The organism is Halomonas terrestris (genome assembly GCF_049166755.1).
Lineage (GTDB): Bacteria > Pseudomonadota > Gammaproteobacteria > Pseudomonadales > Halomonadaceae > Halomonas.
On sequence record NZ_JBMHFZ010000020.1, the window covers coordinates 1 to 13,705 of the forward strand.

General features: G+C 67.0%; 10 protein-coding genes. 3 read left to right on the forward strand and 7 right to left on the reverse strand.

Annotation, left to right across the window (positions count from 1 at the left end; all coding sequences use genetic code 11):
* Positions 1-151: 151 nt before the first annotated feature.
* Both pssA and ilvC read right to left on the reverse strand, forming a co-directional pair.
* A complete protein-coding gene (pssA, locus tag ACOMD9_RS16570; RefSeq protein WP_421417075.1) occupies positions 152-1,036 on the reverse strand; it encodes a CDP-diacylglycerol--serine O-phosphatidyltransferase in 885 nt (294 codons plus the stop codon).
* Between the two features lie 162 nt (positions 1,037-1,198).
* Positions 1,199-2,215, reverse strand: coding sequence for a ketol-acid reductoisomerase (gene ilvC, locus ACOMD9_RS16575; RefSeq protein ID WP_421417076.1), 1,017 nt, complete (start codon positions 2,213-2,215; stop codon positions 1,199-1,201).
* Between the two features lie 174 nt (positions 2,216-2,389).
* Between ilvC and ilvY the strand changes: the two genes are divergently transcribed.
* Positions 2,390-3,280 carry an HTH-type transcriptional activator IlvY gene (ilvY, locus tag ACOMD9_RS16580; RefSeq protein ID WP_421417077.1) on the forward strand — a complete coding sequence of 297 codons (891 nt, stop codon included), beginning with the start codon at positions 2,390-2,392 and terminating at the stop codon, positions 3,278-3,280.
* A 91-nt stretch (positions 3,281-3,371) separates the two neighbouring features.
* Here ilvY and ilvN read toward each other — a convergent pair whose 3' ends face one another.
* The 5 genes from ilvN to rluD all read right to left on the reverse strand — a co-directional run bounded on the left by ilvN (position 3,372) and on the right by rluD (position 10,711).
* Positions 3,372-3,863, reverse strand: coding sequence for an acetolactate synthase small subunit (ilvN, locus tag ACOMD9_RS16585; protein WP_421417079.1), 492 nt, complete (start codon positions 3,861-3,863; stop codon positions 3,372-3,374).
* Positions 3,863-5,587 carry an acetolactate synthase 3 large subunit gene (locus ACOMD9_RS16590; protein WP_421417081.1) on the reverse strand — a complete coding sequence of 575 codons (1,725 nt, stop codon included), beginning with the start codon at positions 5,585-5,587 and terminating at the stop codon, positions 3,863-3,865. The genes ilvN and ACOMD9_RS16590 overlap by 1 nt, the downstream gene beginning before the upstream one ends.
* A 576-nt stretch (positions 5,588-6,163) precedes the next feature.
* Positions 6,164-8,746: an ATP-dependent chaperone ClpB gene (gene clpB / locus ACOMD9_RS16595; protein ID WP_421417082.1), complete on the reverse strand. Its 2,583-nt coding sequence runs from the start codon at positions 8,744-8,746 to the stop codon at positions 6,164-6,166.
* A gap of 239 nt (positions 8,747-8,985) precedes the next feature.
* The gene (pgeF, locus tag ACOMD9_RS16600; protein WP_421417084.1) at positions 8,986-9,741 is read right to left on the reverse strand and encodes a peptidoglycan editing factor PgeF; all 756 of its coding nucleotides are present in this window, start codon (positions 9,739-9,741) and stop codon (positions 8,986-8,988) included.
* A 10-nt stretch (positions 9,742-9,751) separates the two neighbouring features.
* Positions 9,752-10,711 carry a 23S rRNA pseudouridine(1911/1915/1917) synthase RluD gene (gene rluD, locus ACOMD9_RS16605; protein WP_421417085.1) on the reverse strand — a complete coding sequence of 320 codons (960 nt, stop codon included), beginning with the start codon at positions 10,709-10,711 and terminating at the stop codon, positions 9,752-9,754.
* A gap of 149 nt (positions 10,712-10,860) precedes the next feature.
* On the opposite strand from rluD, the gene ACOMD9_RS16610 reads away from it, so the two are divergent.
* Positions 10,861-11,682 (forward strand): outer membrane protein assembly factor BamD, encoded by an 822-nt coding sequence (locus tag ACOMD9_RS16610; RefSeq protein WP_421417087.1) that lies wholly within the window; start codon positions 10,861-10,863, stop codon positions 11,680-11,682.
* Between the two features lie 148 nt (positions 11,683-11,830).
* A complete protein-coding gene (locus ACOMD9_RS16615; RefSeq protein WP_421417088.1) occupies positions 11,831-13,678 on the forward strand; it encodes a diguanylate cyclase domain-containing protein in 1,848 nt (615 codons plus the stop codon).
* Positions 13,679-13,705 lie beyond the last annotated feature (27 nt).

Genomic DNA, 13,705 nt, shown 5'->3' on the forward strand with positions numbered 1-13,705 from the left:
ACGTGGAGAAAAGTTTCGAACGCATGGCGGAAAGGCGAAGAGCCTGTGAAACCCACTATCCACAGGCCCGGCAGACGACCACCGCCTGTGGATGGATTCCCTTGCCTCGAGGACGACAACGCCCGCGCAGGGCGGGCGTCGCAGTGGCGGCTCAATCGGCGGGCGGCGAGTGCTTCATCTTGCGCATCATCGCCATCACTGGCCCCGAGGCCACGTAGGTACCGAAGAGCAGCAGCAGCATCACCGAGGGTTCCACCGAGATCACCACGAAACCCAGCACGATGGCCAGCAGCACCACGAAGGGCACCGGCCCCTTGAGGTCGATATCCTTGAAGCTGTAGTAGCGAATGTTGCTGACCATCAGCACCCCGGCGGCGGCCACCACCATCAACATCAGCAACTTGAAGCCGAAGGCCTCGGCATCGAAGCTGTGGAAGGTCCAGACGCTGGCGGCGACGAAGGCCGCGGCCGACGGGCTCGGCAGGCCGATGAACCACTTCTTGTCGACGCTGCCGATCTGCACGTTGAAGCGCGCCAGGCGCAGCGCGGCACAGGCCACGTAGAGGAAGGCCACCACCCAGCCGGTCTTGCCGATGTCCTGCAGGATCCAGGTGAAGGATACCAGGGCCGGCGCCACGCCGAAGGAGAGCATGTCGGAAAGACTGTCATACTCGGCCCCGAAGGCGCTCTGGGTATTGGTCATCCGCGCCACTCGCCCATCCAGGCCATCGAGCACCATGGCGATGAAGATGGCCACCGCCGCCGCGGTGAAATCGCCGTTGATACCTGCCACCACGGCGAAGAAGCCGGCGAAAAGCGCCGAGGTGGTGAAGAGGTTGGGCAGCAGGTAGATCCCCTTGCGCCGGACCTTCCTGCCATCCTCGATGGACTCCTCGATGACCTCGGTCTCGCGAACGAAGGTCGCGGCAAGGTCCTCCTCGGCGGGCGGCGGCTCCGCAGCGCCGGGGGCGGTCCGTCCCTGTTCTGCACCAGACCGGTGGGCGTCATGCTCGGTATTGCGGGGGTCCTGACTCATTCGCCTCGTCCGTTGCCTGAAGGGGTTCGCTCTCGGGTGATGGCCCCATTCTACACGGTGGTGCCGGCTCGACCATGTCTGGCGTCATGGCCAGTCGCCCCCACAACGACACGAGGGCGCGGATATCCGCGCCCTCGTTGCCGGCAACGCCGCCGATGGCGATCAGTTCTTGGACTTGTCGACCAGCTGGTTGGCAGCGATCCACGGCATCATGCCGCGCAGCTTGGCGCCGACCTGCTCGATCTCGTGCTCGGCGTTCAGGCGGCGGCGCGCCGTCATCGACGGGTAGTTGGTGTTCCCCTCGTTGATGAACATCTTGGCGTACTCGCCGGTCTGGATACGCTTGAGCGCATGGCGCATCGCCTCGCGTGACTGCTCATTGATCACCTCCGGGCCGGTCACGTACTCGCCATACTCGGCATTGTTGGAGATGGAGTAGTTCATGTTGGCGATGCCGCCTTCGTACATCAGGTCGACGATCAGCTTGAGCTCGTGGAGACACTCGAAGTAGGCCATCTCCGGCGCATAGCCCGCCTCGGTCAGGGTCTCGAAGCCGGCCTTGACCAGCTCGACGGCACCGCCGCACAGCACGGCCTGCTCGCCGAAGAGGTCGGTCTCGGTCTCGTCCTTGAAGGTGGTCTCGATGATGCCGCTGCGACCGCCGCCGATGGCCGCCGCGTAGGAGAGCGAGAGCTCCTTGGCGGTGCCGGAGGCATCCTGGTGGATGGCGATCAGGTCGGGGATGCCGCCGCCACGCACGAACTCGGAGCGCACGGTGTGCCCCGGCGCCTTGGGGGCGATCATCACCACGTCCAGATCCCTGCGCGGCTCGATCTGGTTGTAGTGGATGTTGAAGCCGTGAGCGAAGGCCAGGGTCGCGCCCTCCCTGAGGTTCGGCTCGACCTGGTTCTCGTAGATCGCCTTCTGGTTCTCGTCCGGCGCCAGGATCATCACCATGTCGGCGCTCTTGCTGGCCTCCTCGACGGAGGCGACCTTCAGGCCGGCGGCCTCGGCCTTGGCGGCGGAGGAGGAACCGGCGCGCAGGGCGACGGTGACGTCGACGCCGGACTCCTTGAGGTTGTTGGCGTGGGCATGACCCTGGGAACCGTAGCCCACGATGGTGACCTTCTTGCCCTGGATGAGGGAGAGGTCGCAGTCCTTGTCGTAGTAGACGCGCATGATGTGCTCCTGTGAGGAAGGGGTGGGTAAGGGAATCAGCGTTGATGGCCACCCGCACCGTCTGTCGCGGCGCTGGGATTGCGTTGACCGATGCCGACACCTTACGCCAGTCGCCCCGTTGCGTAAAACGCGATATTTGCAACAATACATGCCGAAATATGCAATACTGTCCGGATGGACATGCGCCCCCTCCGACACTTCCTGGCCCTGGCCGATACCCTGCACTTCGGGCGCGCCAGCGATGCCTGTCATGTCAGCCCCTCGACGCTGTCCCGCTCGATCCGCCAGCTGGAGGAGAGCCTGGGCGGCGCCCGCCTGTTCGAGCGCGACAACCGCCATGTGGCGCTGACCCGGCACGGCGAGACCTTCCAGCGCTTCGCCCGGGAGACCCTGGCCCAGTGGGAACAGCTGCGCCTGTCCCTGAACAGCGAGGCCCAGCTCCTGACCGGCGAGATCAGCGTCTACTGCTCGGTGACCGCCAGCTACAGCTTCCTCTACGAGCTGCTCAGCGAGTTCCGCACCCGCCACCCGGGCATCGAGCTCAAGCTGCACACCGGCGACCCCGCCGAGGCCATGGCACGGGTGCTCGCCGGCGACGAGGACATGGCGATCACGCCCCGCCCCCGCCAGGCCCCGGAGGCGCTGGCCTTCAAGTCGCTGACCCGCTCGCCACTGGTGTTCATCGCGCCCCATGACCGGCACGACTGGATACCGGCCACCCCGGAGTCGCCCAGTGCCGAGCAGTGGCGCGAGGTACCGATGATCCTCTCGGAGGCCGGACTGTCGCGGAAATACAGCGACACCTGGTTCAGGGCACTCGGCATCGCGCCACGCATCTATGCCCAGGTGGCGGGCCACGAGGCGATCGTCAGCATGGTGGGGCTCGGGTTCGGGGTCGGCGTGGTGCCGAAGATCGTGCTCGACAACAGCCCGCTGGTGGAGCGGGTGCGGGTACTGCCGGTGAAGCCGGAACTGCCCCACTACGACGTCGGCCTCTGCGTGCTGGAGCGGCGCCTGAGGAGCCCACTGATCCGCGCGCTATGGGACGAGGTGGTGGAGCGCTGATGAAAAGGCCGCCCTGGAGGGCGGCCTGAAGCATTCAGCGACAATGCTGTATCGGGCAAGGCTTCACGTTACGAGTGAACGCGGTCGTCAATCAAAGCGAGAGCACCTTGTCGCCGCGGGCAATCCCCGACACCCCGGTGCGCGCCACCTCGAGGATGCCCACCGGCGCCATGGCCTGCAGGAAGGCATCCAGCTTGCCGGCATCGCCGGTGATCTGCACGGTGTAGAGGCTCGGCGAGACATCGACGATCTGGGCGCGGAAGATGTCCACCGTGCGCTTGACCTCGTCGCGGGCCGCGCCCAGCGCCTTGACCTTGACCAGCATCAGCTCGCGCTCGATGTGGTTGCCCTCGGTGAGGTCGACCAGCTTGACCACGTCGATCAGCTTGTTGAGGTGCTTGGTGATCTGCTCGATCACCCGGTCATCGCCCACGGTGGTCACGGTCAACCGCGACAGGCTCGGGTCCTCGGTGGGCGCCACGTTCAGCGTCTCGATGTTGAAGTTGCGCTGAGAGAACAGCCCCACCACGCGTGACAGGGCGCCCGGTTCGTTTTCCATCAGGATCGAGATGATATGGCGCATCAGGTCCGCTCCGTCTTCGAAAGCAGCATGTCACGCATGGAGCCCAGGGGCACCTGCATCGGATAGACGTGCTCGTGCGGGTCCACGGCGACGTCGAGGAACACCAGCTCGTGCTTGTCGGCAAAGGTCCTTTCCAGTGCCGGCTCGAGCTGGTCGAGGGTCTCGACCTTCAGCGCGGTGAAGCCATAGGATTCGATCAGTTTCTGGAAGTCGGGCAACGACTCCATGTAGGAGTGCGCATGGCGGGACTTGTAGTTCAGGTCCTGCCACTGGCGCACCATGCCCAGCGAGGCGTTGTTCAGGTTGACGATCTTCACGCCACCGCCGAACTGCTTACAGGTCGACAGCTCCTGCATCATCATCTGGAAGCTGCCCTCGCCGGTGACGCAGATCACCTGCTCGTCCGGGAAGTTCTGCTTGATGCCCATGGCCGCCGGGAAGCCGAAGCCCATGGTGCCGAGCCCGCCGGAGGTGATGAAACGGTTGGGCTTGTCGAACTTGTAGTACTGGGCCGCGAACATCTGGTGCTGGCCCACGTCGGTGGTCACGTAGGCCTCGCCGCGGGTGATCCGGCACAGTGCCTCGATGACCTCCTGGGGCTTGATCGCCTCGCCGGGCTGCGACGGCTCGTAGAGCTTGTCGGCCCGCTCCTCGCGCCAGCCATCGATCTTCTGCCACCACTCGGCCAGGGCCTCGGGGTTGGCGATCTCCTTGCCCTGCACCAGGCTGATCATCTCGTCGATCACGCTGGCAGCGGGGCCAACGATGGGCACGTCGGCCCGCACGGTCTTGGAGACCGAACTGGGATCGATGTCCACGTGGATGATCTTGGCCGTGGGACAGAACTTGGAGGTGTTGTTGGTCACCCGGTCATCGAAGCGCGCGCCGATGGCGATGATCAGGTCGGCATGGTGCATGGCCATGTTCGATTCATAGGAGCCGTGCATGCCCAGCCAGCCGAGGCACTGGCGGTCGCTCTGCGGGTAGGCGCCGATACCCATCAGGGTGGTGGTGATCGGGTAGCCCAGCCGCTTGACCAGGTCGGTGAGCCCTTCGCAGGCCCGGCCGGTGACCACGCCGCCGCCGGTGTAGAACACCGGGCGCTTGGCCTTGAGCATCATCTCCACGGCCTTCTTGATCTGGCCGGTATGACCACGGGTGACCGGGTTGTACGAGCGCATCTTGACCTTCTTCGGATAGACGTACTCGTAGCGCTCGGTGGGGGCGGTCATGTCCTTGGGAATGTCCACCACCACGGGGCCGGGACGTCCGGTCGAGGCCAGGTAGTAGGCCTTCTTGAGCACCTCCGGAATCTCGGTCGGGTGCCTGATCGAGAAGCTGTGCTTCACGATCGGACGGGTGACGCCGATGATGTCGGTCTCCTGGAAGGCATCGTCGCCGATCAGGTGGCTCATCACCTGACCGCACAGCACCACCATCGGGATCGAGTCCATGTAGGCGGTGGCAATGCCGGTGACCGCGTTGGTCGCGCCGGGCCCCGAGGTCACCAGCACCGTGCCGGGCTTGCCCGAGGCCCGGGCATAGCCGTCGGCGGCGTGGGTCGCGGCCTGTTCGTGGCGCACCAGGATGTGCTTGACCTTGTCCTGGCGGAACAGGGCATCGTAGATGTGCAGCGCAGCGCCGCCGGGATAACCATAGATATATTCGACGCCCTCATCCTGGAGGAAGCGGGCGATCATATCCGCGCCGGAAAGCAGTTCCACTAGTGTATCTCCCCTGGAGGTCTCGAGTGCGATCCGCTTCGCCCGTACGGCGAGCGGGGTCGAGTGCGGCGGTATGCCGCTGCCGGACACGCCGGCACCTGATGCCAAACCCTGGCAAATAGCCCTGTTGGGGCCTGCACTCTCATTCGGGAAGGCTGACTCAATGCGACATGAATCGACACTTCCCTATCGCGGCGGATCGCCGCGTCGGGGCGTTGGCCAGGACGAGCGGTTGGCCCGAACCTGGAAGTCCTTCGGCGGGTAGAGGCCATGGGGCCTACCCTTCGCGCGGTAGTGGGGGGTCACCCGCAGGAGCCCGCGCCCGCAATCAGGAACGGTCAAGATTCCATTAGCATCTCGACGGTGTCAACCGCCCGGGCCGCTCGGGTAGTCCATGGCAGGGGATTCGGCAAGGCGTTTCCGGCGCGATCGCGTCCGCAAGACGCCTGCCGAGGGGCAAAAAGGGCCCGCCGGCATGGGGAACCGGCGGGCAAGGGGTTACAGGACGCAACCTGATTTTCAGTGTAGCCCGCCGCCGACCGGGTGCCCGGTCGGCAAGGTAACGCTTTGTTAGGCTCAGCTCTGGAACACCAGCTGATCACCCTCCGCCTCGACGTGGATGACGTCGCCCGGTGAGAACTTGCCGGCCAGCAGGTCCTGGGCCAGCGGGTTCTCGATGCGGCTCTGGATCGCCCGCTTGAGCGGCCGCGCGCCGAACACCGGGTCGAACCCCGCCTCGGCCAGCTGGGCCATGGCGGCATCGCTGACCTCGAGGGAGAGGTCGTGCTCGGCCAGCCGTGCCCGCAGGCGGTCGAGCTGGATGGCGGCGATGGCCTGGATCTGCGCCTGGCCGAGGGCGTGGAACACCACCACCTCGTCGATGCGGTTGATCAGCTCGGGACGGAAGTGGTCGCTGACCACCGCCATCACCATCTCCTTCATCTGCGCGTAGTCCGAGTCGTCGCCCCCCATGCGCTGGATGATGTCCGAGCCCATGTTGGAGGTCATCACGATCACGGTGTTGCGGAAGTCCACGGTACGCCCCTGGCCATCGGTCAGACGGCCGTCCTCCAGCACCTGCAGCAGGATGTTGAAGACGTCGGCATGGGCCTTCTCCACCTCGTCGAGCAGCAGCACCGAGTAGGGCTTGCGACGCACCGCCTCGGTCAGGTAGCCGCCCTCCTCGTAGCCGACATAGCCGGGAGGGGCACCGATCAGCCGCGCCACGGAGTGCTTCTCCATGAACTCCGACATGTCGATGCGCACCATCGCCTCCTCGGTGTCGAAGAGGAAGTGGGCCAGCGACTTGCACAGCTCCGTCTTGCCCACCCCGGTGGGGCCGAGGAACAGGAAGGAGCCGTTGGGCCGGTTGGGGTCGGCCAGGCCGGCACGGGAGCGGCGCACGGCGTTGGCCACGGCGGTCACCGCCTCGTCCTGGCCGATCACCCGCTCGTGCAACGCCTCCTCCATGCGCAGCAGCTTGTCACGCTCGCCCTCGAGCATCTTGGCCACCGGGATGCCGGTCCAGCGCGAGACCACCTCGGCGATCTCCTCCTCGGTGACGTTGGAGCGCAGCAGCTGGTGCTTGGAGGTATCGGCCTCGGCCTCGCCGGCCTCGGCGATCTTCTTCTCCAGGTCGGGAATCACCCCGTACTGGATCTCGGACATGCGCCCCAGGTCGCCCTGGCGACGCGCCTGCTCCAGGTCGATGCGGGCCTTGTCGAGCGCATCCTTGAACTGGGCCGCGCCCTGGATGCTGGCCTTCTCGGCCTTCCAGATCTCGTCGAGGTCGGCGTACTCGCGCTCGAGCTCGCCGATCTGCTCCTCGAGGCTCTCGAGGCGCTTCCTCGAGGCCTCGTCGGTCTCCTTCTTGAGGTGCTCGCGCTCCATCTTCAACTGGATCAGCCGGCGGTCGAGGCGGTCCATCTCCTCGGGCTTGGAGTCGAGCTCCATGCGGATGCGCGAGGAGGCCTCGTCGATCAGGTCGATGGCCTTGTCGGGCAGCTGGCGGTCGGTGATGTAGCGGGTCGACAGCTTGGCCGCGGCGATGATCGCCCCGTCGGTGATGTCGACGCCGTGGTGCACCTCGTAGCGCTCCTTGAGGCCGCGCAGGATCGCCACGGTGTCCTCCTCGGAGGGCTCGTCCACCAGCACCTTCTGGAAGCGGCGCTCCAGGGCGGCGTCCTTCTCGATGTACTTGCGGTACTCGTCGAGCGTGGTGGCGCCCACGCAGTGCAGCTCGCCGCGGGCCAGCGCCGGCTTGAGCATGTTGCCGGCGTCCATGGAGCCCTCGGCCTTGCCGGCGCCGACCATGGTATGCAGCTCGTCGATGAACAGGATCACCCGGCCCTCCTCCTGGGCCAGCTCCTTGAGCACCGACTTGAGGCGCTCCTCGAACTCGCCGCGGAACTTGGCCCCGGCCAGCAGCGCGCCCATGTCCAGCGAGAGCACCCGCTTGTCCTTGAGCCCTTCCGGCACCTCGCCGTCGACGATGCGCTGGGCCAGGCCCTCGACGATGGCGGTCTTGCCCACGCCGGGCTCGCCGATCAGCACCGGGTTGTTCTTGGTGCGCCGCTGCAGCACCTGGATGGTACGGCGGATCTCGTCGTCGCGGCCGATCACCGGGTCGATCTTGCCGCTGGCCGCCCGCTCGTTGAGGTCCAGGGTGTACTTCTCAAGCGCCTCGCGCTGGTCCTCGGCGTTGGGATCCTCGACCCTCTCGCCGCCGCGCACGCTCTCGACGGCGGTCTCCAGCGCCTTGCGGGTCACACCGGCCTGGGTCAGCAGCTTGGTCACCGCATGGCCCATCTCCAGCGCGGCCAGCAGCACCAGCTCGCTGGCGATGTACTGGTCGCCGCGCTTCTGGGCCTCGCGGTCGGTGAGGTTGAACAGCTTGATCAGGTCGCGGGAGGGCTGCACCTCGCCGTCGAACTGGGCGACCCTGGGCAGGTCGTCGAGGTGACCCGCCAGGCCATCGCGCAGCCGGGCGGCATCGCCGCCGGCCTTCTGCACCAGCGCCTTCACGCCGGTGTCGGTGGCCTCGAGCAGCGCCAGCAGCAGGTGGCCGGGCTCGAGCTGGTTGTGTCCGCGCCCCACGGCCAGGGACTGGGCATCGGCCACGGCGTTCTGCAGCTTGGCGGTGAACTTGTCGAAACGCATTCGCTTTTTCCTCCATCGGGGTGGCGACGCGTTCGGACACGCCGCTCGTCCCTGTCGATTCGTCTTGACACACTCAATGGAGTCAGGATGGGCCGCTTTCAAGTCGGCGGCCAGAGGAAGCGGGTATCGGGTTGACGCAAGTCAAAGCCGTAAGCCGTAAGCCGGCTTGCAGCCACCAGCCCTTTCAACAAGGGTTTTCTTACCGCTTGAAGCTTGGAGCTTCCGGCTCCCCGAAGGGGTCAGCGGAGCCAGATCACGCTGGCCATGCGGCCGGTCCGGCCGTCGTCGCGGCGATGGGAGTAGAAGCGCGACTCGCAGGCGGTACAGAAATGCCCACCGCTGATGTGCGAGACCCCGAGCCGTTCGAGGCGCAGGCGCGCCAGCTTGTAGAGGTCGCCCATGTAGTGGCCGAGGCGGTAGGGGCTCGGCTCGAAGGCCTCGGTGGTCTCCGGATGCACGCCGACGAAGGCCTGCTGCACCTCGGGGCCCACCTCGAACTGGGCGTTGGAGATCGCCGGACCCAGCCAGGCCAGCAACTCTTCCGGCGGCACGCCCAGCGCCGCCACCGAGGCCTCGAGCACGCCCCCGGCCAGTCCGCGCCAGCCGGCATGGGCCACCCCAACGCGCTGGCCACGGCGGTCGCAGAAGAACACCGGCAGGCAATCGGCGGTGAGCACCACGCAGGCATGGCCCTGGTCGAAGGCCACCGCGGCGTCGGCCTCGGGTGGCTCGGCCGCGTAGCGTTGCTGCACTCGCGCGCCATGCACCTGGTTCAGCCACAGCAGCGGCCGCTCGTCCTTGAGTTCCTTCTGCAGCAGCCGCCGGCACAGGGCCACGTGGGCCGCGTTGTCGCCGACATGCTCGGCCGGGTTGAAGGCGGCGAAGTCCCCCTGGCTCGGCCCCGTCTCGCGGGTGGTGACGAAGGCACCCACGGTGGCGGGAGCCGGCCAGTCGGGCAGGATCAGGGTCGGACGCAGGTCCGGGGCATCGCTCATTGCGGGGTCCTCAACGCATGGTCTCGACGTCGTCGCGGAGGTAGTCGAGCAGCATCAGCATGTCATCCGGCAGCGGCGCACGAAAGGCCATCCGCTCGCCGCTGGCCGGATGCACGAAGGCCAGCTTGCGGGCATGCAGGGCCTGGCGGGGAAACTCGCGCAGCAGCGTCTTGAGCTCCTCGGAGGCGCCCGGCGGCAGCTTGAGCCGCCCGCCGTAGACGGGATCGCCCACCAGGGGAAAGCGCAGGTGTGCCAGGTGCACGCGGATCTGGTGGGTACGGCCGGTCTCCAGCCGGCAGCGCACATGGGTATGGGCGCGGAAGCGCTCCACCACCCGGTAGTGGGTCACCGCCGGCTTGCCGGAGGCATTCACCGCCTGGCGCTTGCGATCGCGCGGGTGGCGGCCGATGGGCGCATCCAGGGTGCCGCCGGCGGTCATCACCCCGACCGACACGGCATCGTACTCGCGGGAGACCGTGCGCGCCTGGAGCTGCTCGACCAGCGAGGTCTGGGCGGCCAGGGTCTTGGCCACCACCATCAGCCCGGTGGTGTCCTTGTCGAGACGGTGGACGATACCCGCCCGCGGCACGCCGGCCAGCGCCGGACAGTGGTGCAGCAGCGCATTGAGCAGGGTGCCGTCGGGATTGCCGGCGGCCGGGTGGACCACCAGCCCCGCCGGCTTGTCGATGACCAGCACCTCGTCGTCCTCGAAGACCACCTCCAGCGGAATGTCCTCGGGCTCGAAGCGGGTGTCGTCCTCGATCTCGGCCAGCAGGTACAGCTGCTCGCCACCATGGACCTTGTCCCTGGGCCTTGCCGGGCTGCCGTCGACCGTCAGGGCCCCGGCCTTGATCCAGCCCTTGAGGCGCTCCCGGGAGAAGTCGGCGAAGAGTTCGGCGGCGGCCTGGTCGAGGCGCAGGCCGGCCATGGCATCGGGAACGCGCTGCTGTACTTCCAGAGTCTTGGGCATGAGCGAGAGAGAGGCCCGTGTGCAGGAGTCGGATGGGATGACGCAAGTGGTGCAGGATGACTGCGTTTTGCCGCGCGGTGCTTTATAGTGAGCGAGCTTGCGGCCGATTCTACCACGGCCAAACCGGGTTGTTTGATACGAGGATCACGATGCGCGTTTTCACCACCCCTGCACGCCTTGCGGCCCTGGTGTTGGCCACCGCCCTGCTCGCAGGCTGTGCCAGCAACGGTACCCAGGAAGAGGAAGACGAGTTTGCCGGCATCGCCGAACGCGAACTCTACGAAGAGGCACGTGACGCCCTGGATCGTGGCCGCTATCCCACGGCGATCTCCCGGCTGGAGGCCATCGACACCCGCTTCCCGTTCGGCAACCACGCCGAGCAGGCCCAGCTGGAGCTGATCTACGCCTACTACGAGACCAACGACTGGGAGGCCACCCGCGCCGCCGCCAGTCGCTTCATTCGCCTGCACCCCAGCCATCCCCAGGCCGACTACGCGCTCTACATGCGCGGCCTGGCCGCCTGGCAGGCCGGCCGCTTCAGCCTCGAGCGGCTGCGCCTGATCGATATCTCCAAGCGTGACCTGGGCGCCTCGCGAGACGCCTACACCGACTTCAGCGAACTGGTCCGGCTCTACCCCGACAGCGCCTACGCCCCGGATGCCGAGCAGCGCATCGTCTACCTGCGCAACCTGATGGCCCGACATGAGCTGCATGTGGCCGACTTCTACCTGCGCAAGGGCGCCTACCTGGCCGCCATCGAGCGCGGCCGCTGGGTGATCGAGAACTACCCGAAAACCGAGGCCACCCGCGACGCCCTGGCGGTGATGGTGGAAGGCTACCTGGGCCTGGAGATGCGCGACCGCGCCCGCGAGACCCTCCAGGTACTGATCGACAACGCCCCGCGCCACGAGCAGCTGCGCGGCCGCACCTTCCAGCCGAGGCATGTCGGCGCCCAGTCGCTCTCGGCCTGACGCCCGGCACACCTTCCGGCCCCGCCAGCCAGGCTGGCGGGGCCTTCGTTGAAACCCTCCGGTGCCCGGCAAGCACCGAACAGGGTATCCTTGAAAGAAATCCAATAGTCGGACGCACCACCCACCGGGAAGCGCCGACCCGAGCCCCATGACGACAGCCACCCCCTCCCCCTCGACGCGCTTCATCCGTCGCGTGCACCGGCGTATCCGTTCCCTGGCGGCGCTGGGCATCCTGGCCACCGCCCTGCTGGCCGGGCTGATCACCGCCCTGCCCTTCTATCACTCCGTGCGCAGCAGCATCGAGCACACCAGCCAGCTCAGCGTGGAATCCCAGGCGGACGCCCTCCACCATCAGTTCAAGCGCTATCAGGATATCGCTCGCCAGCTCGCCGGCCGCACGGAGATTCGCCACCGCCTGGAGGCCTATGGCCGTGGAGACATCTCGCTGGCGGCGCTGTCGAGTTTCACCACCCCGCGCCTGGCCGACGCCATGGCCCAGGCCCCGGACATGGCCGGCCTGATCCGCCAGGGCCCCGACGGCGAGCTCGTCTCGCGCATCGGCACGACCCCGGCCGAGGCGGCGCCATCGCACCCCCCGCAGGAGGGCTATCCCTGCCGCGTCCACCTGCTGGACGACGGGGAATTGCTGATGCAGAGCTGCTCGCCGATCCTCACCCCCGAGGGAGAGCGTATCGGCCGGGACATCGTCTTCTTCCATGCCGAGCCCCTGCTGGACTTGCTGGCCAATACGGAACGCTTCGGTGAGGGCGCCAGGATGCGGCTGCGCACGACCAGCGGCCAGCAGGAGCTGACGCTGGGGCCGGAAGGGCCAGTCGTGAGCCCCGCCAGCTCCCCGGGCGACAGCGAAGACAGGATTCAGGTCACCCTCGAGGCCCCGCTGGGTGAACAGGGGTGGCACCTGCTGGTGGAACTGCCTTCACGACGCTTTCACCACGAGGCCCTGCAGCTGCTGCTGTGGCCAGCGCTGGCCATACTGCTGCTGGCCCTGGGAGGCACCTGGGTGGTCAGCCGTGCCCTGCACCCCCTGCTGGCCCGGGTGGACAGCCAGGCCCATGAGCTGGAAGGCTCGCAGCAGAAACTTCGCCTGGCCGCCAGCGTCTTTCGTTGCGCTCACGAGGCGATCGCCATCACCAGTCCGGACCATACCATCATCGAAGCCAACCCGGCCTTCGCCAGCCACCTGGGCTACGCTGCCCAGGAGCTGACCGGTCGGCCGATGAAAGCGCTGCTGGACTGCAACACCTCGAGCCCGGAGCGGCTGAAACATGACCTGCAACAGCTCGAACGCAAGGGGACCTGGCAGGGCGAGGTCCGCTACCGCTGCGCCAACGGGGATATTCTGGTGGCGCTGCAGACCGTCAGTGCCGTACGCAACGACAGCGGCGAGACGCTCCGCTATATCCACATCTTCAACGACGTCACCGAGCAGAAGGCCGCCGAAGAGGTGGTGCGCCGCCAGGCGTTCCACGATGAGCTCACCGGCCTGCCCAACCGCACCCAGCTGGAGCAGCACCTGGAACGGGCCATTCACCGCGCGCGCCTTGCCGGCAGGCAGCTGGCGGTGCTCTTCATGGACCTGGACCACTTCAAGGAGGTCAACGATACGCTCGGCCACCAGGCAGGGGACACCCTCCTGCAGGCCGTCAGCGAACGCCTGCGGGCCAACCTGCGGGCCGAGGACATGCTGGCACGGCTGGGCGGTGACGAGTTCGTGATCGTGGTGGACCCCGTTCACACCGCGGATAACGCCGACAGGGTTGCCGCCAATGTGGTCGAGGCCCTGACAATGCCGTTCACCATCGACGGCACCCAGGTGACCATCGGCGTCTCGATAGGCATCGCCCTCCACCCGACGGACGGCGTCAATGGAGACAGCCTGCTGCATGCCGCCGACTCGGCGATGTATCGCGCCAAGGCCGAGGGACGCAACACCTGGCGCTTCCACGCGAGCAGGCCGGGGCCGGTGCCGGCCTGAAGGCCCCATCGACTCCGTCGGCCGCCG

What these genes read in the sequence shown, in the direction of transcription:
- clpB (WP_421417082.1), bottom strand. Translation starts at nt 8,746, where the DNA reads ATGCGTTTCGACAAGTTCACCGCCAAGCTGCAGAACGCCGTGGCCGAT.
- ACOMD9_RS16610 (WP_421417087.1), top strand. Translation starts at nt 10,861, where the DNA reads ATGCGCGTTTTCACCACCCCTGCACGCCTTGCGGCCCTGGTGTTGGCC.
- rluD (WP_421417085.1), bottom strand. Translation starts at nt 10,711, where the DNA reads ATGCCCAAGACTCTGGAAGTACAGCAGCGCGTTCCCGATGCCATGGCC.
- ilvY (WP_421417077.1), top strand. Translation starts at nt 2,390, where the DNA reads ATGGACATGCGCCCCCTCCGACACTTCCTGGCCCTGGCCGATACCCTG.
- ilvN (WP_421417079.1), bottom strand. Translation starts at nt 3,863, where the DNA reads ATGCGCCATATCATCTCGATCCTGATGGAAAACGAACCGGGCGCCCTG.
- ilvC (WP_421417076.1), bottom strand. Translation starts at nt 2,215, where the DNA reads ATGCGCGTCTACTACGACAAGGACTGCGACCTCTCCCTCATCCAGGGC.
- ACOMD9_RS16615 (WP_421417088.1), top strand. Translation starts at nt 11,831, where the DNA reads ATGACGACAGCCACCCCCTCCCCCTCGACGCGCTTCATCCGTCGCGTG.
- pssA (WP_421417075.1), bottom strand. Translation starts at nt 1,036, where the DNA reads ATGAGTCAGGACCCCCGCAATACCGAGCATGACGCCCACCGGTCTGGT.
- pgeF (WP_421417084.1), bottom strand. Translation starts at nt 9,741, where the DNA reads ATGAGCGATGCCCCGGACCTGCGTCCGACCCTGATCCTGCCCGACTGG.